General features: G+C 66.3%; 25 protein-coding genes. 7 read left to right on the top strand and 18 right to left on the bottom strand.

Going from position 1 to position 21,026, the window contains the following annotated elements; all coding sequences use genetic code 11:
- Positions 1 to 3 precede the first annotated feature (3 nt).
- The 3 genes from FPL11_RS07975 to dsbG all read left to right on the top strand — a co-directional run bounded on the left by FPL11_RS07975 (position 4) and on the right by dsbG (position 2,327).
- Positions 4 to 960 carry an SLAC1 anion channel family protein gene (locus FPL11_RS07975; protein ID WP_144348135.1) on the top strand — a complete coding sequence of 319 codons (957 nt, stop codon included), beginning with the start codon at positions 4 to 6 and terminating at the stop codon, positions 958 to 960.
- 145 nt (positions 961 to 1,105) lie between these two features.
- Positions 1,106 to 1,444: a high-potential iron-sulfur protein gene (locus tag FPL11_RS07970; RefSeq protein WP_144348134.1), complete on the top strand. Its 339-nt coding sequence runs from the start codon at positions 1,106 to 1,108 to the stop codon at positions 1,442 to 1,444.
- A gap of 109 nt (positions 1,445 to 1,553) precedes the next feature.
- On the top strand, positions 1,554 to 2,327 hold the full coding sequence (dsbG, locus tag FPL11_RS07965) for a thiol:disulfide interchange protein DsbG (RefSeq protein WP_144348133.1): 774 nt from the start codon (positions 1,554 to 1,556) through the stop codon (positions 2,325 to 2,327).
- Here dsbG and FPL11_RS07960 read toward each other — a convergent pair whose 3' ends face one another.
- From FPL11_RS07960 to FPL11_RS07920, 9 genes are all read right to left on the bottom strand, one after another.
- On the bottom strand, positions 2,328 to 3,185 hold the full coding sequence (locus FPL11_RS07960; RefSeq protein WP_144348132.1) for a D-amino-acid transaminase: 858 nt from the start codon (positions 3,183 to 3,185) through the stop codon (positions 2,328 to 2,330).
- Positions 3,186 to 3,224: 39 nt separating this feature from the next.
- Positions 3,225 to 3,713, bottom strand: coding sequence for a hypothetical protein (locus FPL11_RS07955; protein WP_144348131.1), 489 nt, complete (start codon positions 3,711 to 3,713; stop codon positions 3,225 to 3,227).
- A complete protein-coding gene (locus FPL11_RS07950; protein WP_159308503.1) occupies positions 3,710 to 4,555 on the bottom strand; it encodes a PilW family protein in 846 nt (281 codons plus the stop codon). The genes FPL11_RS07955 and FPL11_RS07950 overlap by 4 nt, the downstream gene beginning before the upstream one ends.
- Positions 4,552 to 4,944 carry a type IV pilus modification PilV family protein gene (locus FPL11_RS07945; RefSeq protein ID WP_144348129.1) on the bottom strand — a complete coding sequence of 131 codons (393 nt, stop codon included), beginning with the start codon at positions 4,942 to 4,944 and terminating at the stop codon, positions 4,552 to 4,554. Before FPL11_RS07945 ends, FPL11_RS07950 begins: the two co-directional genes overlap by 4 nt.
- Before the next feature lie 75 nt (positions 4,945 to 5,019).
- Entirely contained in the window at positions 5,020 to 5,739 is a 720-nt protein-coding gene (locus tag FPL11_RS07940; RefSeq protein ID WP_069134199.1) for a TSCPD domain-containing protein, read from the bottom strand.
- An 11-nt stretch (positions 5,740 to 5,750) separates the two neighbouring features.
- The gene (locus tag FPL11_RS07935) at positions 5,751 to 7,907 is read right to left on the bottom strand and encodes an adenosylcobalamin-dependent ribonucleoside-diphosphate reductase (protein WP_069134198.1); all 2,157 of its coding nucleotides are present in this window, start codon (positions 7,905 to 7,907) and stop codon (positions 5,751 to 5,753) included.
- Positions 7,908 to 8,074: 167 nt separating this feature from the next.
- Positions 8,075 to 8,557 carry a hypothetical protein gene (locus FPL11_RS07930; RefSeq protein ID WP_144348128.1) on the bottom strand — a complete coding sequence of 161 codons (483 nt, stop codon included), beginning with the start codon at positions 8,555 to 8,557 and terminating at the stop codon, positions 8,075 to 8,077.
- Entirely contained in the window at positions 8,557 to 9,054 is a 498-nt protein-coding gene (locus FPL11_RS07925) for a tellurite resistance TerB family protein (RefSeq protein WP_069134196.1), read from the bottom strand. Before FPL11_RS07925 ends, FPL11_RS07930 begins: the two co-directional genes overlap by 1 nt.
- A gap of 40 nt (positions 9,055 to 9,094) precedes the next feature.
- Positions 9,095 to 10,537 (bottom strand): lytic transglycosylase domain-containing protein, encoded by a 1,443-nt coding sequence (locus FPL11_RS07920; RefSeq protein WP_144348127.1) that lies wholly within the window; start codon positions 10,535 to 10,537, stop codon positions 9,095 to 9,097.
- A 63-nt stretch (positions 10,538 to 10,600) separates the two neighbouring features.
- Between FPL11_RS07920 and FPL11_RS07915 the strand changes: the two genes are divergently transcribed.
- Positions 10,601 to 12,010 (top strand): phospholipase D-like domain-containing protein, encoded by a 1,410-nt coding sequence (locus FPL11_RS07915; protein WP_144348126.1) that lies wholly within the window; start codon positions 10,601 to 10,603, stop codon positions 12,008 to 12,010.
- On the opposite strand, the gene FPL11_RS07910 is transcribed toward FPL11_RS07915, so the two are convergent.
- Positions 11,994 to 12,698, bottom strand: a complete 705-nt coding sequence (locus tag FPL11_RS07910) for a DUF3429 family protein (protein WP_159308495.1) — start codon at positions 12,696 to 12,698, stop codon at positions 11,994 to 11,996. The genes FPL11_RS07915 and FPL11_RS07910 overlap by 17 nt on opposite strands.
- An 88-nt stretch (positions 12,699 to 12,786) precedes the next feature.
- Here FPL11_RS07910 and FPL11_RS07905 point away from each other — a divergent pair, with 88 nt between their 5' ends.
- Both FPL11_RS07905 and FPL11_RS07900 read left to right on the top strand, forming a co-directional pair.
- Positions 12,787 to 13,350: a DUF3833 domain-containing protein gene (locus FPL11_RS07905; RefSeq protein WP_144348124.1), complete on the top strand. Its 564-nt coding sequence runs from the start codon at positions 12,787 to 12,789 to the stop codon at positions 13,348 to 13,350.
- Positions 13,343 to 13,933 (top strand): chalcone isomerase family protein, encoded by a 591-nt coding sequence (locus tag FPL11_RS07900; protein WP_159308496.1) that lies wholly within the window; start codon positions 13,343 to 13,345, stop codon positions 13,931 to 13,933. The genes FPL11_RS07905 and FPL11_RS07900 overlap by 8 nt, the downstream gene beginning before the upstream one ends.
- Here FPL11_RS07900 and FPL11_RS07895 read toward each other — a convergent pair whose 3' ends face one another.
- Genes FPL11_RS07895 through FPL11_RS07860 form a run of 8 tightly spaced genes read right to left on the bottom strand, consistent with a single transcriptional unit; the run spans position 13,934 to position 20,180 of the window.
- Positions 13,934 to 15,400 (bottom strand): sodium:solute symporter family protein, encoded by a 1,467-nt coding sequence (locus tag FPL11_RS07895; RefSeq protein WP_144348122.1) that lies wholly within the window; start codon positions 15,398 to 15,400, stop codon positions 13,934 to 13,936.
- Positions 15,397 to 15,588 carry a hypothetical protein gene (locus tag FPL11_RS07890; RefSeq protein ID WP_144348121.1) on the bottom strand — a complete coding sequence of 64 codons (192 nt, stop codon included), beginning with the start codon at positions 15,586 to 15,588 and terminating at the stop codon, positions 15,397 to 15,399. Before FPL11_RS07890 ends, FPL11_RS07895 begins: the two co-directional genes overlap by 4 nt.
- Positions 15,589 to 15,609: 21 nt before the next feature.
- Positions 15,610 to 16,752: a hypothetical protein gene (locus tag FPL11_RS07885; RefSeq protein ID WP_144348120.1), complete on the bottom strand. Its 1,143-nt coding sequence runs from the start codon at positions 16,750 to 16,752 to the stop codon at positions 15,610 to 15,612.
- Positions 16,742 to 17,524, bottom strand: coding sequence for a competence/damage-inducible protein A (locus FPL11_RS07880; protein WP_144348119.1), 783 nt, complete (start codon positions 17,522 to 17,524; stop codon positions 16,742 to 16,744). The genes FPL11_RS07885 and FPL11_RS07880 overlap by 11 nt, the downstream gene beginning before the upstream one ends.
- On the bottom strand, positions 17,524 to 18,261 hold the full coding sequence (locus tag FPL11_RS07875) for an HAD family hydrolase (RefSeq protein ID WP_144348118.1): 738 nt from the start codon (positions 18,259 to 18,261) through the stop codon (positions 17,524 to 17,526). The genes FPL11_RS07880 and FPL11_RS07875 overlap by 1 nt, the downstream gene beginning before the upstream one ends.
- Complete coding sequence (dnaQ, locus tag FPL11_RS07870) at positions 18,258 to 18,986, bottom strand: DNA polymerase III subunit epsilon (RefSeq protein WP_144348117.1); 729 nt, start codon at positions 18,984 to 18,986, stop codon at positions 18,258 to 18,260. Before dnaQ ends, FPL11_RS07875 begins: the two co-directional genes overlap by 4 nt.
- Positions 18,986 to 19,432, bottom strand: coding sequence for a ribonuclease HI (rnhA, locus tag FPL11_RS07865; RefSeq protein ID WP_144348116.1), 447 nt, complete (start codon positions 19,430 to 19,432; stop codon positions 18,986 to 18,988). The genes dnaQ and rnhA overlap by 1 nt, the downstream gene beginning before the upstream one ends.
- Positions 19,419 to 20,180, bottom strand: a complete 762-nt coding sequence (locus FPL11_RS07860; RefSeq protein WP_144348115.1) for a class I SAM-dependent methyltransferase — start codon at positions 20,178 to 20,180, stop codon at positions 19,419 to 19,421. Before FPL11_RS07860 ends, rnhA begins: the two co-directional genes overlap by 14 nt.
- Before the next feature lie 70 nt (positions 20,181 to 20,250).
- On the opposite strand from FPL11_RS07860, the gene gloB reads away from it, so the two are divergent.
- Positions 20,251 to 21,018 carry a hydroxyacylglutathione hydrolase gene (gene gloB / locus FPL11_RS07855; protein WP_144348114.1) on the top strand — a complete coding sequence of 256 codons (768 nt, stop codon included), beginning with the start codon at positions 20,251 to 20,253 and terminating at the stop codon, positions 21,016 to 21,018.
- The last annotated feature ends 8 nt before the right edge of the window (positions 21,019 to 21,026 follow it).

The following is a 21,026-nucleotide window of genomic DNA, read 5'->3' as shown; positions in this document are numbered from 1 at the left end:
TCCATGAGCGAACATTCGCGACTGCAGCACCTGCCCATTGCCCTGTTCGCCATGGTGATGGGCCTGTCGGGCCTGACACTGGTCTGGCAGAAATCCGCGGCAATGCTCCCGCTGTCCCCCGCCATCGGTCAGGGCCTTCTGGTCCTGACCGGGGGACTGTTCACCGTGCTACTGCTCGCCTATGCCCTCAAAGCGGTCCGCTATCGTGACGCGGTGCGGGCGGAGCTCGATCATCCGGTCAAACTCAGCTTTTTCCCCACCATCAGCATCAGCCTGATTCTGCTGGGCACCGCTACACGCCACTCCCTGCCCGACCTTTCGATCGTGCTGTGGGGCATCGGCGCGGCGCTGCATCTGGTGCTGACACTGTTCATCGTCAATCGCTGGATGCATCACGAGCACTTTCAGATCATCCACATCAACCCGGCCTGGTTCATTCCCGCGGTAGGCAACATCCTCATCCCCATTGCCGGCATGACCCATGGCCAAGTCTCGATCTCGTGGTTTTTCTTCAGCATTGGCCTGGTTTTCTGGATCATCCTGCTGACCATTATTTTCTACCGGGTGATCTTCCATGACCCGCTCCCGGGGCGGCTCCTGCCAACGCTGTTCATCCTGGTCGCGCCGCCCGCCGTGGGCTTCATCGCCTACGAGGGAATGGTCGGCGACATTGATCCGTTCAGTCGTATCCTGTTCAACACCGCGCTGTTCATGACGCTGCTGCTAGTCACGCAGGTCCGGCGGTTTGCCGCCCTGTCGTTCTTTCTGTCGTTCTGGGCCTACTCCTTCCCGCTGGCCGCAATGACCATCGCCGCGATGGTCTACTACCAGCAGACAGCCGCGAACTGGGCCCTGGGCCTGAGCGGGCTGCTGCTCGCAGTCACCAGCGCGGTGATTGCATGGCTGATCGTACTCACCATCCGGGCCGCCAGTCGGGGCCAGATCTGTGTGCCCGAATGACCGACCCGTGCGCCGGAATCGAACTTGCCCCAGATCAACTCCTGCCGCCCCAAGGCTTTCCCGCAGCCGTCGCAGCGGTTACCGTACGTATGGAGATTGAAACGTTTACAAATCAATTTCCTGATGACCATCAAGGGGAAAATCAATGACTGACAATAACTTCCGTAACGATCGCCGGCGCCTGCTGCGGGGCGCGCTGATGGGCATTGCCGCTGCGCCCATCGGTTACATGGGTCTGCGCGGCTCCAACGCCCTGGCGCAGGACATGCCCAAGCTCTCCGAGGACGATCCCCAGGCGATCGCCCTCAACTATGTGCATGACGCCACTGAAAAGGACGACATGCGTGAGCCGGACGCCGTCTGCGCCAACTGCCGTCTCTATCTCGGCAGCCGCGGCGACGAGTGGGGCGGCTGCACGGCCTTCCCCGGCAAGGCGGTCAACACCAACGGCTGGTGCAGCGCCTGGGTGCGTGCCAGCGGCTGACACCCGTCCGCGTCAATGCCCTGCAACCCCCGGGCCCGCGCCGCGAGCCGGGGGTTTTTTCGCCCCCACAGCCGCTAGCCCCCAAGCCCGCCACCGGAGGCCACCTGGCATGATCCGATCGATACTTGCGACCCTCATTCTTCTGATCCCCGGCCTGGCCGGCGCCCAGGCCCAGGACTCGGCACTGCCCGATCCGATCGCGGCCCTGGAGGACCGGGGGGCGACCATCGGTGAGACCTTTGATGCACCGGGCGGACTCACCGGGTATACCGTGAGCTTTCAGGGTCAGACGCTTACCGCTTATGTCACCAACGCTCAGGATCATGTGGTCGTGGGCACACTCCTCGACGGTGACGGCACCAACCTGTCCCAGCCGGTCCTGTCCGCGGCAGCCAACGCCGCGCGGCCACAGAGCGAATGGGATGAGGTGGCCAACGCCAGCTGGATCGCCGATGGCAGCGACTCGGCCGAGCGTGTGATCTATGCCTTTACCGACCCGAACTGCCCCTACTGCAGCCGTTTCTACGAGCAGACCCGCGACTGGGTGGATGCCGGGGCCGTGCAGATCCGCCACGTCATGGTGGGTGTCCTGCGCGAGGGCAGTCTCGGCAAAGCCGCGACTCTGCTGGCGGCGGATGATCCGGCCGCCGCACTGGCCGAACATGAGGCCCGTTTCGACAGTGGTGGCACGCCACCCGCCGAGTCCATCCCGGCGTCCAGTCAGCAGGCCGTGGCATCCAATAACGAATTGATGAGCCGGCTGGGGATTCGCGGTACGCCCTCGGTCTACTACCGCGACGACAGTGGCGATATCCGCCTGGTGCGCGGCCTGCCGCGTGGCGAGCGGCTCATCGATGTGATGGGCGGGGCAAAGCCCGAGTAATCAGTACTGCAGCCGCTCGCGGCTGCGCTGAATATAGTGCGAGCGGATCCGGTGGGTGGCCGGCCCCGGCCTGCCATCACCGATGGCCACGCCGTCCACCGCCACCACCGGGGTCACGAACGCCGTGGCACTGGTGATGAACGCCTCGCGCGCCTGCTGGGCCTCGGCCACCGTGAATGGGCGCTCGATGACCGCAGCGCCGGTCTCCCGCGAGTAATCCAGAACCGCCGCGCGGGTGATCCCGTGGAGGATATCCGGCGACGTAGGCCGGGTGACGAGCGCCCCATCGGCACGGATGATGTGCGCGTTGCTGGAGCTGCCCTCAGTGACCGTTCCCCCTTCCACCATCCAGACATCATCCGCACCCTGCTCCACCGCCAGGGTCTTCATCATTGATGGGTAGAGCAGCTGGGTGGTCTTGATGTCACGCCGGTGCCAGCGCAGATCCGGCTGGGTGATCACCCTCAGCCCGGTCCCGGTGGCGGCGGTCTCGAGCAGCGACTGGGCCTGGGTGAAGAGAACGACCGAGGGTTGGCAGGTGGTGGGCTGGAGAAAGCTGCGATCCGCCACGCCTCGGCTGACCTGCAGATAGACCAGCCCCTCGTTCAGGGCATTACGGCGGATGAGCTCGCGATGCAGCTCGAGCAGTCCGGCAGCCCGGAGGTCGAAATCGATGCCGAGCTCGGCAAGGCTTCGGCACAGCCGCTGCTGGTGGGCCTCGAAATCCACCATCCCGCCATCCACCACGGCGGTGACTTCGTAGACCGCATCGGCAAAGAGGACGCCGCGATCAAAGACGGACAGGCAGGCGGCGTCCTCAGGCAGAAACTCGCCGTTGACGTAAACGATGCGCGACATCTCTCGACTTCCCCCCGGCACGGATGAGCATCAAGGATATCACTGCAGCGCCCGCCAGGTTCGCAGCGGTGAACCGTCCACGAGCCTCGCCTGCAGCAGCACACTGGCCCGGGTGGCACCACGGCCACCGGCGAGCGCCGAGATGCGATAGCCGCAGCCACCGTCGCTGCAGTCGGGCCTGCTCACCGGGCGAAGTCGTTCGACGAGAACCCGCAGGGGTGGCGCGCCATCGTCTGTCCGGTGGGGCAGCGACAGCGTCCGGCCCTCGGCCATAAGCACCGCCCGCCAGGCACGCCGGCGGGGCACCGGCGTGGGCTGCAGGGCCGGCCGGGACCACTGCGCGGCCTGCCGGGCCGCCTCGCGCAGGGCGAACTCCGCCGCCTCGAGGGCCTGGGCCTGATCGATGGTCGCCGTGACGGTGCGAATCTGCAGACGGGCGCGCTCGAGTGCCGTCAGCGTAATGAGCGAGACGATCAAGACCACGCCCAGAACCCCGACAAGCGCGATCCCGCGTTGCCGGCGTCTCATGGGCGACCGTTGCGCAGCGCAATGGTGGTGGCCAGATCCACCGACTGGGCCCGCAGCCGGATGCGGACCGCCACCACCGCTGCACCCGCCAGGTCGGCATTGCCCGACACCCAGCGATCGACAGCGCCATCGCCAACGATGTCGACCCCTGCGGTGGCGCTCAGCGATTCCACGCCCACCACCAGCTCCTCACGGTGACCGCTGTTTGCCCGTCGGCGGCGGAAAAGGCTGAGGCGGTCACCGCCCACCGAGGTGTCGATGTAGTACTCGGTCCGCGCCGGCACGAGGATTTCGATGGCCTCGCCCAGCGGGCCATGCCCCCGGGCGGGCCGCTCGTTGATACCCGCCACGCCGGGGCCACGGTTCAACACGGACGGGTCGTCGCCGGCATGACGGAACAGCACGCAGTCCGTGCCGCGCCGGTTGACCACCATCACCGGCGCACCCGGTGCAATGCCATGCCGCCGATCCAGCACAAGGCGATCGCGGCGCGTGGGCGCGTCGTTCACCCGGGCCTGTGTCTGGTGGCGCATTGACCGAAGGGTCAGGCCATCGCCGGTGGCGACCACCGGCTCGAGCCAGTCATGGCCGGCACGGATCAATGATTGACGCCTGCTCGGGTGACAGCCCGGATAGCCCGCCTGCCGCACCGAGCGCGCCATGAGTGTCAGCGCCAGATGCAACGCATCCAACTGCTCAGCCTCCGTCTGATCGGCCCGTTCAATGGCCCGCGACATCACCAGAACCTCGCCGGCAGTGAGCACGACCATTGCCCCGAGTGCCGAGGCGATCAGCAGTTCCATCAGGGTGAACCCCCGCTGCCGCGGGGCGGGCCCGATCATGGGCGAAACACGTAGTTCAGGGACCCGGGATCCGACCGGTCGCTGACACGCCAGGTGATGGTCAATGTGCCCGGAGTGGGCGGGGGACCGGGCCATTGCACGCGGGCCTCACCCCGGGGCAACTGCTCGGCGACCCGCTCGCGCCAGGCGATGAGGCGGCTGGCCGGCAGCGGCCCCGGACGGTAGGCGCGGGCCTGCTCGGCCAGGTCCATGGCCAGAAATTGCGCCTGGACATGTTCATGCATCTGGCGCAGGTCAAGGGAGGCTCGCGATTGGCCCATCACCAGGCCCAGCACGCCCATGGCGAGCAGGCTCGAGGCCGCCAGAACCTCCACCAGCGAGCTGCCGGTCTGACGGTACGGGGGAACGCATCGGGAGAGGGAGCGCATGGCTCCAGACTAGCAAGCCGGCGATCAGCCGGGGCCACCGCTCATCGGTCGCCCCGATCCGTCAGGCCATTGCGGTCAGCCGCACTTGCTGTCGCCGCAGTTGAGGCAGGTGAGGCATCCGTCCATGACGACCATCGCCTTGACGTGACACTTGCCACACAGCTCGGCGCCGGCGGGATAACCATCGTCGCGGGCCTCGTCCGCGGGCTCAGCGGTCTCCGCCTGTTCACCCCGCGCCATGGCCTCGGCCTTTTTCTGCTCGATGTACCGACGCTGGTGCTCATCGAGGCCCTCCGACTCGATCATGCCGATGGAGCGCAGATGCTGCTCGAGCACCTCGCCGATCTCGGCAACCAGCGACGGCATGAACCGACCACCCTTCTTGAAATATCCGCCGCGTGGATCAAACACGCTGCGCAGTTCCTCGACCAGAAAGGTGCAGTCCCCGCCCTTGCGGAACACCGCCGAGATGATGCGGGTCAGAGCGACGATCCACTGGAAGTGGTCCATGTTCTTGGAATTGATGAACACCTCGAACGGCCGGCGCAGCTCGTGCTCGGTCCCCTCGTTGAGGATCAGATCGTTCACCGTCACGTACAGCGCATGCTCGGACAGGGGCGTCTTGATCTTGTAGGTCTGCCCCTCGAGTCGCTCCGGGCGCTGCAGCTCCTCGTGCATGTGTTCGATGGCGGCCGCGGAGGGTGCGCCGGCGTCATTGGCCGCCGCGGCTTCGGCCTCGGCGTCGGCCTGACCGACTTCGTAGTCGACGATCTTGGTATCGATTTTTACTGCCATGGCGTGTGTCCTCAGAATTTCCCGTAGTACCCTTCCTTGAGGGCGTCATAGAGGTTCGCGGCGGTGTGCACTTCGCCGTCGTACTCGACCTCGTCGCCGCCTCTCACCTCGACGGTGCGACCATCCTCGAGCTTGAACCGATAGATCGTGTTCTCCAGATCCGACTCCTTGACCAGCACACCCTGAAACGCCTCAGGGTTGAAGCGGAACGTGGTGCAGCCCTTGAGGCCGTTTTCGTAGGCGTACTGATAGATGCCCTTGAAGTCCTCGTAGGGATACTCGGTGGGCACGTTGGCGGTCTTCGAGATGCTTGAGTCCACCCATTTCTGGGCCGCGGACTGGATGTCGACGTGCTGCTTCGGCGTCACATCGTCAGCGGCGATGAAGTAGTCGGGCAGATTGCGGGTCTCCGCATCCATGCTCGGCAGCGCGTTTTCGTTGATGAGCGTGCGATACGCAAGCAGCTCAAAACTGAATACGTCCACCTTCTCCTTCGACTTCTTGCCCTCCCGGATCACATTGCGGAAGTAGTGATGGGCAAAGCTCGGCTCGATGCCGTTGGAGGCATTATTCGCCAGCGACAGGCTGATGGTGCCCGTGGGCGCGATCGAAGTGTGGTGCGTGAACCGGGCCCCCTTTTCGACCAGTGCGTCGACAAGCTCCGGCGCCTCGCCGGCGACCCGCTGCATGTAGCGGCTGTAGCGCCCCCAGAGCACCCGACCCTTGATGCTGTCACCCACCTTATAGCCGGCATCACGCAGCTCGGGGCGCCAGGCCATCATGCGCTCGGTGAGCGTGAAATCCTCTTCCATGATCGGCGCCGGGCCCTTTTCCTCGGCAAGGCGCAGCGCCTCGCGCCACCCCTCCAGGGCCATCTCGCGGGAGACGTCCTCGGTAAAGGCCAGCGACTCCGGCTCGCCGTACTTCATGCGCAGCATGGTCACCGTGGAGCCCAGCCCCAGAAAGCCCATGCCGTGACGGCGCTTGCGCTCGATCTCCTCGCGCTGCCTGTCCAGCGGCAGACCGTTGATCTCCACCACGTTATCAAGCATGCGGGTGAACAGCGCCACCACCCGGCGGTACTCGTCCCAGTCGAAATGGGCGCGCTCGGTGAAGGGCTCACGGACGAACTTGGTCAAGTTGACCGAGCCCAGCAGGCAGGCGCCATAGGGCGGCAGGGGCTGCTCACCGCAGGGGTTGGTCGCGCGGATTTCCTCGCAGAACCAGTTGTTGTTCATCTCGTTGACGCGATCAATGAGCACGAACCCCGGCTCGGCATAGTCGTAGGTCGAGGTCATGATCATGTCCCAGATCCGCTGCGCCTTGACCCAGCGATAGATCCGGCAGGCCACCAGCCCGTCCTCGCGGGTCAGATAGCCGCTTTTGCGGTTGGGCCACTCGCGCCACAGGACCTGATCGGGATCGTTGACATCGACGCCCTCGCTCTCGGCCTCGTCGGGCTTGATCGGGAACGCCAGCGGCCAGTCGCTGCCCTCGCGCACGGCCTGCATGAAGCCGTCGGTGATCAGCAGCGAGAGATTGAACTGACGCAGCCGCCCGTCCTCGCGCTTGGCGCGGATGAAGTCCATGACGTCGGGATGGCCGACGTCGAAGGTCGCCATCTGAGCGCCGCGACGGCCACCGGCGGACGACACCGTAAAGCACATCTTGTCGTAGATATCCATGAACGACAGCGGCCCCGAAGTGTAGGCGCCGGCACCGGAGACATACGCGCCCTTGGGGCGCAGCGTCGAGAACTCGTAACCGATGCCGCAACCGGCCTTCAGCGTCAGACCCGCCTCATGGACCTTGTCGAGGATGTCGTCCATGGAATCGCCCACGGTGGACGAGACGGTGCAGTTGATCGTCGAGGTGGCGGGCTTGTGGTCCCAGGCACCGGCATTGGACGTAATGCGGCCGGCGGGGATGGCCCCGTGGCGCAGCGCCCAGAGGAACTGCTCGTACCAGTGCTCACGGTCTTTCTCGGGCTCGACATCGGCGAGCGCTCGGGCGACCCGCTTGTAGGTATCGTCAACCGTCTTGTCGACGACCACGTCTTCCTTGGACTTGAGCCGGTACTTCTTGTCCCAGATATCCGCCGAGGCGGGTTGAATGGGGATATCCGTTACGGCCTTGGGGAGCGCACGCAATTTTGTTGCGGTCGTCATGGGAGTCTCCTTGCGCTGGTCGATTCATCTCGGGAACCGCGACAGAGGCGGCTTGCCGGCGGTTATCCACAACATGTATCGGGATTCCTCGCGATGCCCACTACATGTTGTGTAATTGACGCCAGCTTAACCCAACACAGGCACAAGTCAACCCGGGCCGGCGGGCCTCAGCACTCGATGTCGTGATCAGTAACGGGGATGAACCGGGCGCCGTCGCACTCCGGCTGCAGGACCAGGATATCGGCCTTCCTGAACACCCCCGGTCCGAGTCCCTGGCTCTGATGCGCCAGGGCTTCGACGGTTGGCGTTTCCAGGGCCGCTTCGGGCAGATCGAGCAGAAACCCGATGACCCGCTCGTCATCGAGGGCAAGCGCCCAGTCGGTTTCGTTGTGCGCCCGCAGGAGTTCGCGATCGAGATCCGGATCATCGACGGCCCGGGTGCGGCCCGCCGTGACCGCCTGCATCAGCCGCTCGGCCAGCGCCTTACTGGCCTCGCCACTGCGATCACCGGGGACCTGCGGCCCTCCGGCATCAACAAACGCCCGGGCAAACGTCAGCCGATCGCGGGTATCGGCCTGGCGGACCGCCTGGCGACCCGCCGCGACCGCATCGCGGATGCGCGCAACCTGTCGGGCCCGGAATGCCGCCATTACTCGTAGTCGTCGTAGTCGCCAAGGTGACTGGTGGCGGTGTAGTCCCGCTGGACCTTGAGCTTGGCGGCGATGAAGTCGCTGTGCTCGATGTAGAGCAGTTCGGCGATCTTGCGCACCAGATGCTCCTCGTAGCGGTCCATCTCGGCGTCGGCAAGGCATACGCGCCATAGCAGCTCCACCACCCGGCACTTGCGGGCGTAGTCAAACTGCTGGTTGATCAGCTGGGTGAACTCAAACTGATCCACCGCCTCGTGGACCTCCTGATCGGCCAGATCGATGACTTCTGACGTTTCCTCGGGCGTGAGCTCGAAGACCTCGATGATGCCGTCGTGAATGGCCTGGAATTCGACGCTATGGCGCTGGTTGTCGGCCTGCGCCATTTCGATAAGGAGTGCCGCGGTGGCGAGCTGCAGCCGATGCGGCTCCGGGTCGTCGGCGGTCGCTGCACCCGGGTTGATCCGCGTTTCGTAGAACTGCTTGATGGCTTCAATCATCTCGAGAACCTGGTTGCGTTCATCCGGAACGTCCCTCTTATCAGGGCTCGTCGGCCATGTCGACCACGGCGACCGACGCGGCGCGGCTGACAATCAGCTGCTGGCCGGCTTGGATCCGGTCGGGATGATCAAGTTCATTCAGACGCATCAGCTGATCGGTGCCAACGTCGTGACGCACCGCGATGCCACCGAGGGTGTCCCCCGGCCGGACTTCATACTGCCGGCGGCCCACGCTGCGAGGGTCGGACCCGGCGAGGGGCAGATCCAGGCGCTGGCCGGCCCGCAGCCGGCGTGGATCGGCAAGGCCGTTGGCAGCCATCAGCGTCGGGACATCGACGTCATATCGCATGGCAATGCCGGACAGGGTCTGTCCGGCCTGCACACGATGCACCTGACTGGGGCGCTGATCCTGATACAGTCGATCCCCGGGCAGTCGCGCCACCGCAGCTGCCCAGTCGCCCTGATCCGCCCGCGGCAGGACCAGACCGTAGCCGCGTGGGATGAACTTGCGGCCGTCCCAGACCGACGGACCGAGGGCGGGGTTGAGGCGCTGCAGCGTGCCCCGGTCGATGGCCAGCTCCGTCAGCAGGGTATCGACCGGTGTGTAGTGCGGCAGCTCGACGCGCATGACCGGGGCCGGTGCCTCGCGCTCCAGATCGGGAAAGTACCTGCGGGCATCCCGGTCCACCCGGGCAGCGGCGATCAGGGCCGGATAGAAATTCTTCGATGAAAACCCGAAACGCGCCCCCTCGTAGTGCTCGCGGATCTCCATGTAGTGCGTCGAGCCGACAGCGCGGACCGCACGACGCATGCCATTGAGGCCGTGGTTGTACGCGGTGATGGCCAGTGGCCAGTGGCCGATCTCGGCGTAATTGTGGGCCAGGAGCGCGGCCGCCGCAGTGGTGCTCCGCCACGGGTCAAGCCGCTCGTCGATCAACGGATCGATACGCAGGAACCGGCGCCCGGTGCCGGCCGTGAACTGCCACAGGCCAGCGGCACCGGCGTGCGAACGGGCCCGGGGATTGAACGACGACTCGACGTGGGGGAGTGCCGCCAGTGCCGCGGGCACACCGCGTTCAGCCAGTGCGGTGCGAATATGCGACCGCCAGCGCCCGGAGCGCACCAGCCCCTCGCGGAAACGCTCGCGCAGCCCGCCCTGAAAACGCAGCCGTTCGGCCAGCGCCGGCGAACCTGCGGCGTTCAATGCCTTGCGATGCCGCGCCAACGCCGCCTCAATCTCGTCGCGGCGGGCCTGCCATTGGGGCGGTCGCGGCACATCGATACGGGCGATGATCCGCATCTGCCCGTCGGTGTCATGGATCACGCCCTCACCCACCCCTACGTCGGTGTAGATGCGTTCCCAGAAGGCAATGGCCGGCTCCAGCGCCGCCGGTACGGGCAGGCTGGCCGAGGGTGCAGCGGCCGCCGGGCCCGCAGCCGCCAGCAGCAGGCCGGTTTGCAGGATACGTCGAAGGGTTAACATGGCACCCTCACTGTGGGGATGGACACCTCATTGGGATAGTAGTCTTGGAGAGGGGCGCAGACAATGCAGCCGGTACAATGGATTCTCGTGGTGGCTGTCGCCCTCGTCTCGACCGCCAGCGCCGTCCACGCGCTGCTGTTCAAGCGCGAGCCGGCGGCGGCGTTCGGCTGGATCGCCTTCTGCCTGCTGTTTCCGGTGGTCGGCCCGATCTTTTACTACCTGCTGGGGATCAACCGCATCCGCATGCGCGCCCGACGCCTGCGCGGCGAGCAGCTGGCCGGGCTCGACGTGGCGAACGCCAGCGTGCCCGAATCCATCCCGACCGCCTTTCGCACTCAGGCCCAGATCTCGCGGGCGGTGACCGGGCTGCCCATGACCCACGACAACCGCATCGAGAGTCTGGTTGGCGGAGAGGCGGCTTACCCCGCGATGCTCGAAGCCATCGAGCAGGCCACCGACCGGGTCTATCTGTCCACCTACATCTTCGAGAGCAATCAGACCGGCCAGCGATTCGCCGATGCGCTGGCCGCCGCCACGGCGCGTGGCGTTGACGTGCGGGTGCTGCTGGACGGCGCCGGCGAATTCTACAACCGGCCGGCGATCCGCCATCGCCTGCGCCGTGACGGCGTGCGCGTCGAGCGCTTCCTGCCCCCGCGGCTGATCCCACCGAGCCCGGTCATCAACCTGCGCAACCACCGCAAGCTGCTCATCACCGACGGCGGGACGGTGTTCGTCGGTGGCATGAACATCGGCGATCGCCATCTCATCGAGCGGCCGGATCGCCGCGAGGGCATCCGCGATATCCACTTCCGCGTCAACGGACCGGTCACCAGGCAGCTCGAGGATGTCTTCCTCGACGACTGGGAGTTCATTACCGGCGAGCGCCCTGATCTGCCATCATCAAGCGCGCCGACGGCCGGTGGCACCGCCCTCGGTCGCACCCTGGTCGACGGCCCCAACGAGGACCTGCATCGGCTGACCATGGTGCTGGTGGGGGCGGTGGCGGCCGCGCGCGAGCATATCGCCATCATGACGCCCTACTTCCTTCCACCCCGGGAGCTGGTCGCGGCGCTGCAGGCGGCCGCCGTGCGCGGCACCCGTGTCGACATCATCCTGCCCGGCCACAACAATCTGCCATTCATGCACTGGGCGAGCCGCAACATGCTCTGGGAGCTGGTCAAATGGAACGTCGGCGTCTACTACCAGCCCGGCCCATTCGATCACACCAAGCTGATCGTGGTGGACCGGCATTATACTCAGGTCGGATCCGCCAACCTCGATGCCCGCAGCCTGCGGCTTAATTTCGAGATCATGCTCGAGGTCTATGACACGGACTTCGGCGGGCGCATGGCCCGCCATATCGAGGCGGCGCGGCGCCAGGCACACCGCGTGACACTCAGCGAACTCGACGAGCGACCGATGCTGCCGCGCATCCGCGACGCCATCGCGTGGCTGTTTACGCCGTACCTGTGAACGGCAGCAGCGCCAGCCATCCGGCCGCCAGGGCAACGGCCGCCCCCACACTCAGCACCGTGCGCAGTCGCCGGAACCAGCGCGGCAGCGTGGGCTCAACGAATCGATACTCGCCGTAGCGCCAGGCGATGAAGGCCGCGGCCATCACTGGCAATGCGATGATCACTGGCAGCATCAGCACCACCCAGGCGACCAGCGCCGGGATCACCGAGGTGTAGAAAGCGGCTGGCGGCGGATTGCGCTGACCCATGGCGAGCCCCCAATGGATCGCGCCGATGAACGACAGGATCACCGCGCCATAGGCGAGCAGCCAGTCGCTGGTCCAGGCCATGCCCAGCCAGGGACCCGCCGCGGTGGCGGCGAACGGGATCAGGCCCAGATAGCCTATCCAGTCCGCTGCCATGCGGTGCCGCCCCTCGGCCTGCAGACGGGCGCTGGCGGCGCGCAGACCACCGATAAAGTGGCCCCCGATGAACACCTGGGGCAATGTCGCGGAGCCGGTCAGGGCCTTCAGACGGCCGAACTGCTCGCGGTTTTCCGCTGAACCCATGCCCATTTCCACCGCCCGCCAGTCGCGCCCCGAGTCCTCGAGCAGCTCATCAAGCCCGCCCAGGTCGGTGACGGTGGAATGAAACACGACAACGTCCGCGCTGGCGGCCAGCTCCCGAAGGCTTTGATCGTCTGACATGGCGCATCCCACGGTTAAGAATTCTACGTGCATGATAGGGTCAAATGAGGCATAACCCAATCTATCAACGCATGCCCCGGAGGTTTTCATGACGCGACTTCGCCTGCTGGCCCTGTCCCTTATCACAGCGGTCACCCTTGTCCTCGCCGGCTGCGCGGGCGTAGCGCCCGAGGACTACGCGGGCACCTCACCCGAACTGCGCCTGGAGGAATACTTCGACGGCGAGGTGACCGCCTGGGGGATGTTCCAGTCGCGCAGCGGCGAGGTGAAGCGGCGGTTCACCGTGGACATTACCGGGACCGTCGAGGGCGACCGGATCACCCTGGATGAACGGTTTGCCTATGCGGATGGCGAAACCGACCGCCGGGTCTGGGAGATCGAGCGCATCGACGAGCACACCTATGAGGGCACGGCCGGTGATGTGGTCGGCGTGGCCAAGGGCAAGCGCTATGGCAATGCCTTCAACTGGCAGTACACCCTCGCCCTCGAAGTGGGCGACCGGACCTGGAACGTGCAGTTCGACGACTGGATGTATCTGCACGACGACAACACCCTGGTGAACACCGCCGAGGTGACCAAGTTCGGCTTCCGGGTCGGGACGGTGACGCTGTTCTTCCGGCGCGACGATGCCGGGGAGGCAGACAATGAGTAACCCACTGATCGCGGGACTCACCGTCATCATGCTGATGGTCCCGACGCTGACGGGTGCCACGGTGGAGCAGAACGGCGCGCGTTTCGATGAACGCATCGAGCAGGCCGGTGAGCGACTGCGCCTGACCGGCACGGGCGTCGCCAAATACCGGATCGTGTTCACCGTCTATGCCGCGGGTCTGTATCTGCCGCCCGATGCGGATGCCGATCAGGCACTGGCCACGGACACGCCCCGGCGCCTGGAGATTCAATATTTCCACGACATCAGTGCCGAGGACATCATCCGGGCCGCCAACACCAAGCTCGACGAGCAGCTGAGTCCGGCCCGGCAGACCCGGCTTCAGCCAAAGATCGACCGCTTCCACGCGCTGTTCCAGGCCGTCTCGGACGGCGATCGCTACCGCATGGAATACATTCCCGGTGAGGGGACACGCCTCGCATTCAACGGCAAGCCGGTCGGTCAGGTGTCCGGCGGCGATTTTGCCGCGGCGTATTTCGGGATCTGGCTGGATGCCGACGATCCGCTGTCCCGCGGACTGCGCCGGGATCTGCTGGCGGGCGCGGAGTCCTCCGGAACCGACTGATCAGCGGATGCGGTGCTCCGCGAGTCCCGCCTCGACCGGCGCCAGAAACGCATCCGCCCGGGCCGAATCCGCCCGGGTCGCCAGACTGATGCCCACAAAAAGGGCCACGGCGAGTGCGCCGCCGCAGATCGAGGCGGGAATGCCCAGTGGATCGAAACCGGTCAGCTGCAGGGCCGTCACCACCACGCCCGCTCCGAGCATGCTGACAATGGCGCCGCTTGCCGTACCCCGCCGCCAGAAAAAGCAGCCGACAATGCTCGGCACCGTCACCAATAACCCCGACGACGCCGCCACCGACAGCACGGTAATCAGGTCGAGCTGCAGCCGGGCAAAGAGGATGGCCAGTGCGGTGACGATCAGTATCACCGCCTGACCGGCGATCATCTGATGGCCACCGCTCGGGGCGAGAGGTCGATACAGGTCCCGCGCGGCCAGCGCGGACAGGCTCAGCAGGATCGAGTCCACCGTGGACACGGCCGCGGCGACGATCCCCACCACCAGCACGATCGCCACCGGCGCCGGGACCGCATCGGTGGCCAGCAGACGCGGTGTGGCGAGGTCGGGCTGGTCCAGATCGGGCACCAGCTGCAGGGCGGAGAATCCCCAGATGACCGAGATCAGGGTGTAGACAAAGCCAAGAATCAGAAAGCCCAGCAGCATGGTGCGCATGGCACCGATGGACTCGGTGGTGAACAGCCGCTGACTGACCTGCGGGTTGCTGATCGAGAAGAAAAACCACGGCACGGTCAGGCCAATGAACGTGGTCAGGCTGAACAGGCCGGGACCCGGCACGCTCAGCCATTCCCCGTGGTCGGCCCGGGTCGATTCGAGGAACGCCACCGGGCCGCCCAGCGCGGCGATCACGAAGCCCGCCGCGATCAGGCTGGTCACCAGCATCACGACCACCTGCAATGCATCGGTCCAGAGCACCGAGCGCATGCCCGCCGCCAGCGTCCAGATCAGCGCCAGTGCGGCGCCGATCAGGATCCCCTGCTCAAAGCCGATTGCCGCGTCAGTCACCCCCGAGACCAGGTAGCCGATGCCCATGAGCTGGACCGCGCTGTAGGGGATCAGGAAGACGCAAGCGGTCAGCGCCATGACCGCCCCCACCCAGCGGCTGGCGTAGCGATGACTGAGCATCTCGGCGGGCGTGATGAAGCCGAAAGCGCGACTGGCCAGCCAGAACCGCGGGCCAAAGATCGCCACCAGTCCGAGACCAGCCAGATACACCAGCTCGAAGCCCAGGGCGCCGACACCGCCAGCATAGGTCAGCCCGGCGAGCCCCACCATCATGAACGCGCTGTAGGTGGTCGCGCCGTAACTGAGCGCCGAGATGACGCCACCCGCCCGGCGTCCGGCCAGATAGTACTCCGCCGCCCCCGCGCCCAACCCACGGCGCGCGGCGAAGGCGACGCCAATGCCGATCAGGGCGTAGACGGTCAGCGCCGCGATCAGGCCCGGGGTCATGGCCGCCAGCCCGAAACGAGGCGCGCGATCAGACCGATCGCCACCGCACCAAACACCAGCCAGACCAGAAACGCCCCGTGCCATACGGGCTGATCGCGCAGCAGCCCGTAGGGCACCGCATAGGCCAGGACGATGGCCAGGGCCAGCCACGCCAGCGTTCGATTGCCGCGTCGGCGATAGTCACTCATCACGGACATCCTTGGCGATTGTCAGTCGTAACGCGCCCGGGGGTCGGTACCGGTCAGCAGCTGCGCCGCCACCACGCAGGTCAGCCCGAAGGGCAGATAGCCCGCGTACCCGAGCAGTGGCATCTCGAAGATGTGGAGCACCTGAGCGTTGGGGATATGGTACGTCCAGCGCGCCAGACTGAATACATTCCACAGCTCCCAGCACAGGCCACAGAACAGTGCCGCCAACACCGCCAGCCAGGCATCGCGCCACTGCCCGGTGGCGACACCGCTGAACAGATGACGCTCGCCGCTGATCGCCTGAATGGCGACGATCAGCATCGGCGGCCCGACCCAGACCAGTGAGAAGAACGTATCCGGCCGGATCGCAATCGCCACAAGCCCGAGACCACCCGCCACCAGCACCGCCCAGGCGGTCGCCACCGGCCGCGGAGGGCTTATCCGAATGAAATCATCCAGCCCGCGGGACAGCGTGGGCCAGGTGGCGAACAGGTCACGGGTGACGAGCACGGCCGGCAGCACCGTGCTGAACGGCAGCGCCGAGCGCACGAACCAGTTGAGCGCATCATGCTCGGCCACGCCGGTGCCGGTATAGATCCAGTTGCCGGTGAACTGGTTGAGGTACTCGAACAGATACCAGAACAGTGCGCTCGCCGGGAATAGCGCCAGAAACCGCCGGGGTTGCTCACACAGTAGCACCCGCCCGCCGCGCTGCCGGATCCAGGCACTGATCACGCCGATATAAGCGAGCCACAGGGGCGTAAAGCTATAGCGGCGCAGCGCCTCGAGCCCCGGGATGGGCACCCAGGCGATCACCCAGACAATCAGCAGAGCCACCAGCGCCACACTGCCCCAGCGCGGCCATCCTGCCGACGCTGTCCGTGGCGCCGGCTCGCCATCGGTGGTGCGCCGGTTGGCCACAATGATGCGGACCACGAACGGCAGCAGCGTGCCGACGATGAGCACCGCGTAGAGCGTGAAGACCGGCAGCGAGAAACTCCCCGGCGCCGGTTCCAGCGGCCTTGGCGGAAAGCGCAGATAGACCCCGGGGTCGCCGCCGGCGAGCAGCCGGCCGAGCAGCGGTGCCATGATCATGAGGGCCACCACGGCCAGGGTCTGGCGCAGGTGCGAGCGGCCTCGCCCCTCGAGCACCTCAGTCGCCATCACCACCGCTCACCGGCGCAGGGCGCACGCTGAAGCCCATGGCCTCCACCGCCTCGCGGAGCGCCCGCATGGCGGCCTCCACCGCGGCCGGTGCGCCGCGCAGCCCCAGCTCCAGCGAGTGGCCGTCCTCGCGCAGCGTTGGCAGGCAGGACAGGCGCAACTCGGGATAATCCCCCTCGAAGCGCTCGAGCAGCGGGATCACATCGCTTTCCCGGGCATCGTGGACGATGATCGATGCCTCGGTCAGCCGATTCGGGTCCTGCCACCCGGCATAGTGCTCATCGAGGACCCACTCCATCATGGGCCAGGCCATGCTTGGGAAGCCGGGCATGAAGTGGTGGCCGGCGACGCTGAACCCCGGCACCTGATTGACCGGATTGGGGATCACCGATGCGCCTTCGGGAAACTCCACCAGATGCAGCCGGCGTGAGGGCTCGACCGGCCGGCCGAACCGCGCCTCCAGCATGGCGACCCCTTCAGGGTGAAACGCCAGCGGCCGTCCAAGCGCGGCCGCGGCGCACTGGCGCGTGCGATCATCGGGCGTGGCGCCGATGCCGCCACAGCTGAACACCACATCGTCCCCGGCAAAGGTTTCCTCGAGGGTTCGGGTCACCAGAGCCGGCTCATCGCTGATCATGCGCACCCAGCGCAGCTCGAGCCCGCGATCGGCGAGCAGGCCCACCAGGTGCGGGAAGTGTTTGTCGCGGCGCTTGCCGGAGAGGAGTTCATCCCCGATCACGATCAGGCCGAAGCCCTGTACCGATTCAGCCATCACGCCGACTCCCGGATCAGTCCCAGCAGCATGCCCTCGAGGCCCGCGAGGCTGTCGACGCGGGTATATGGCACATCGGGCACGTCATCGGGCCAGCCGGCATCATCACGATTCAGCCAGACGGCCTGCAGGCCACTGGTCGCCGCCCCATAGACATCGCTGTGCACGTCGTCGCCGATATGGATGATGCGCTCGGGCGCAACGCCGGCGCGTGCCGCGGCCGTCTCGAACACCAGGTGTGAGGGCTTGGCGGCGCCCAGATCAACGGCGGACAGCGCAAAGTCGAAGTACCCCTGCAGCCCCACGCGGGCGATCTCGGCGTTGCCATTGGTGATCGCGCCGATGGGGAGGCGGCCATGCAGGGCCCGCAGCAGGGGCAGCGTGTCCGGATAGAGCCGAACGGCATGGCGGGCCTCGAGGAATACCTCAAAGGCCTCCTCCACCAGTGTATCCAGGGCCGCGCCCCGATAGCCCGACACCTCGCCGGCCCGACGCAGCGCCGCGCGGCGCAGTGCGGTGACATCATGGGCGATATCCGGACGCTCAGCGGCGATACCGTCACGCAGGGTCCTCAGGCCCTGCGAGTCGAAACGCGCCGCCACCGCCGGGTAATGCTGTTCTAGCAGGCCCTGGCAGACCGCCTCGGCATGCTGGAGGACACCGTTGAGATCCCAGAGGGTGAAGTCGAGATCAAAAGTGACCGCGCCAATGGGCGCATTGAGCGAACGCTGCGTCACGCGCGGGCCTCCCCGGTCAGCGACCGCCAGACACATGCGCCATCGCTGTCACGGTCAAGCTGCTCCAGCCATGCGGCATGCGCGGCCGCTTCCTCGGCGGTGGGCTCGATGACCAGCAGACGGGGACGATCGGCACTCACCGCCTGGTCGCCCGCCACCGGCTGGGCCGGCCCCTCATTATCGCGGGCCCCCAGGTGCAGGGTGACCTGCCCGCCGGTCATGGCCAGATAGACTTCGGCGAGGATTTCGGCGTCGAGCAGCGCGCCATGCAGGCTACGCCCGCTGTTATCAATGGCATACCGCCGGCACAGTGCGTCAAGGCTGTTGCGCTGCCCGGGATGGCGGCGCCGGGCCAGTGCCAGACTGTCGGTGACCCGGCAGTAGTCGGCCAGCTGTCCCCATTGCGCGCCCAGGCGCGAGAATTCACTGTCGAGGAATCCGACGTCGAAAGGGGCGTTGTGGATGATCAGCTCGGCGTCGGTGACAAAGTCGATGAAACGGGCCGCGATGTCGGCGAACCGGGGCTTGTCCATCAGGTATTGATCGGTGATGCCGTGCACTTCGACCGCTTCGGGGTCGACGCTGCGATCGGGGTTGAGGTATTCGTGAAAGCGTCGCCCGGTGGGTCGCCGCTGTTCAATCTCGTAACCACCGATCTCGATGATCCGGTGACCATTCTCAGGCTCGAGCCCGGTGGTCTCGGTATCGAGGATAATCTGTCGCATCAGTTGTCTGCCCCTTCCAGCTCATCGATTCCGCGGTTGGCAAGATCGTCCACGCGCTCATTGCCATCATGACCGGTATGCCCGCGCACCCAGTGCCAGCGTATCTCATGACGCTGGGAAAGCGTATCGAGACGCTCCCAGAGGTCGCGGTTCTTGACCGGCTGGCGGCTGGCGGTTTTCCAGCCCCGCCGTTTCCATGCGGCCATCCACTCGGTGATGCCCTTGCGCACGTACTGTGAATCAGTGGTCAGATCCACCGAGCAGGGGCGACTCAGCGCCTCCAGCGCCTGGATGGCGGCCATCAGCTCCATCCGGTTATTGGTGGTCCGGGCCTCTCCCCCGTGGAGCGTTTTCTCGACCCCGTCGTAGCGCATCAGAACGCCCCAGCCCCCTGGCCCCGGGTTGCCCCGGCAGGCGCCGTCCGTGTAAATCTCAACCGGCGTCATGCCAGCTCTCCCTTTGACTGCGGGTGGCCCCGGCACCGGCCTGGTTCAGCCCGCCGGGGATGAGTTCGAATCGCCGTCGCCATTGCTGCGGCGGGTTGGCCGCACCGTTCACGCGTTTCTGGCCAATCACCAGATTCACGCCGCCGATCCAGCTCAGCCCCGGCCCCAGCGACTCGCGGCCGCGGTGGAGCTGGGCCGTGTGCTGCTGCTGCCACCAGCGGCGCAGCGGCGGCGGCAGGATCGCCAGCCCCTCGGGGCGGCGCGGCACCATCCCGAGCAACTGCATCCAATCGGCGACGCGTCGCGGTGCAAGATACCGGCCCGACCATGGCGGTGTCCCGGGGCCCGTCGCGACGATGCGACGCAGTCCCCACAGGCTGTGGGGATTGAAGCCCATCACCAGCAGATGCCCCTCGGGCGCGAGCACCCGCGCCGCCTCGCGGATCACCTGATGCGGCGCGGCGGTGAATTCGAGCTGATGGATCAGCACCACCACATCGACGCTGCTGGAGGCCAGCGGCATGACCCGGCTGTCGGCCTCGAGGTCGATCGGTCCACCGGACCAGTCATCCACCACCCACTGGCGGACATTACCGAACACGGCCGGACTGCGTCCCTGGCCGTAGGCGCCGACCTGCAGGACCCGACGGGCGTAGAGCCCGGCGAGCCGCCGCGTCAGCAGCCGCGATTCGCGCTCGGCCAGATCCTGCCCGGTCGGGGTGGCAAACCACTCATGCAGCGCACGCATTGATGACTCCTCCCCGTTGGTCGCTGGATGGGCAATTGAGGCAAGCGGTCGGTCGGGGTAGCATGCGACGATGCTGGAAATTACCCCGATTCCCGTCCTCAGCGACAATTATACGTGGCTCGTCCATCACCCGCAGTCAACCGCTGCCGTGGTGGTCGACCCGGGCGAGGCGGCTCCGGTGGCCCATGCCCTTGAAAGCCTGGGCCTGACGCTGAGCGCGATCCTCATCACCCATCACCACGGCGATCATGTCGCCGGCATCGCGGGCCTGCGGGATGACGCCATCCCCGTCTACGGTCCGGCTGACAGCGATATCCCGCACCTCACCCAGCCATTAAAACATGGCGACCGGATCACCCCCGGCGGCCTCGGGGTCGAGTTCGAAGTGATCGCGGTCCCCGGCCATACCCTTGATCATATCGCCTACCTGGGCGACGGCAGTCTGTTTGCCGGGGATGCCCTGTTTGCCGGCGGATGCGGACGCATGTTCGAGGGCACCCCGGCCCCCATGCAGGGCTATCTTGCCAAGCTGCGGGCACTGCCGCCGGCGACGCAGGTCTACTGTGGCCACGAATACACCCAGGCCAACCTGGCCTTCGCCCAGGCGGTCGAGCCCGAGAATACGGCGCTGCAGGCGCGGGCCGAGCGCGTGCACGAGCAGCGTCAGCGCGGCGCCATCACATTGCCCTCAACCATCGGCGAGGAGCGCGCCACCAATCCATTCATGCGCTGGGACAGTGACGCGGTGCGCCGGCACGCCGGCGAGCATGCCGGGCGGACACCGGAGGGGCCAGCAGACGTCTTTGCCATCCTTCGCGACTGGAAAGACCACTTCTGAGGAACACA

Source organism: Spiribacter aquaticus, assembly GCF_007625215.1.
Lineage (GTDB): Bacteria > Pseudomonadota > Gammaproteobacteria > Nitrococcales > Nitrococcaceae > Spiribacter > Spiribacter roseus.
Note: the sequence above shows the minus strand (reverse complement) of the source record. Positions and strands in the feature narration are given on the sequence as shown.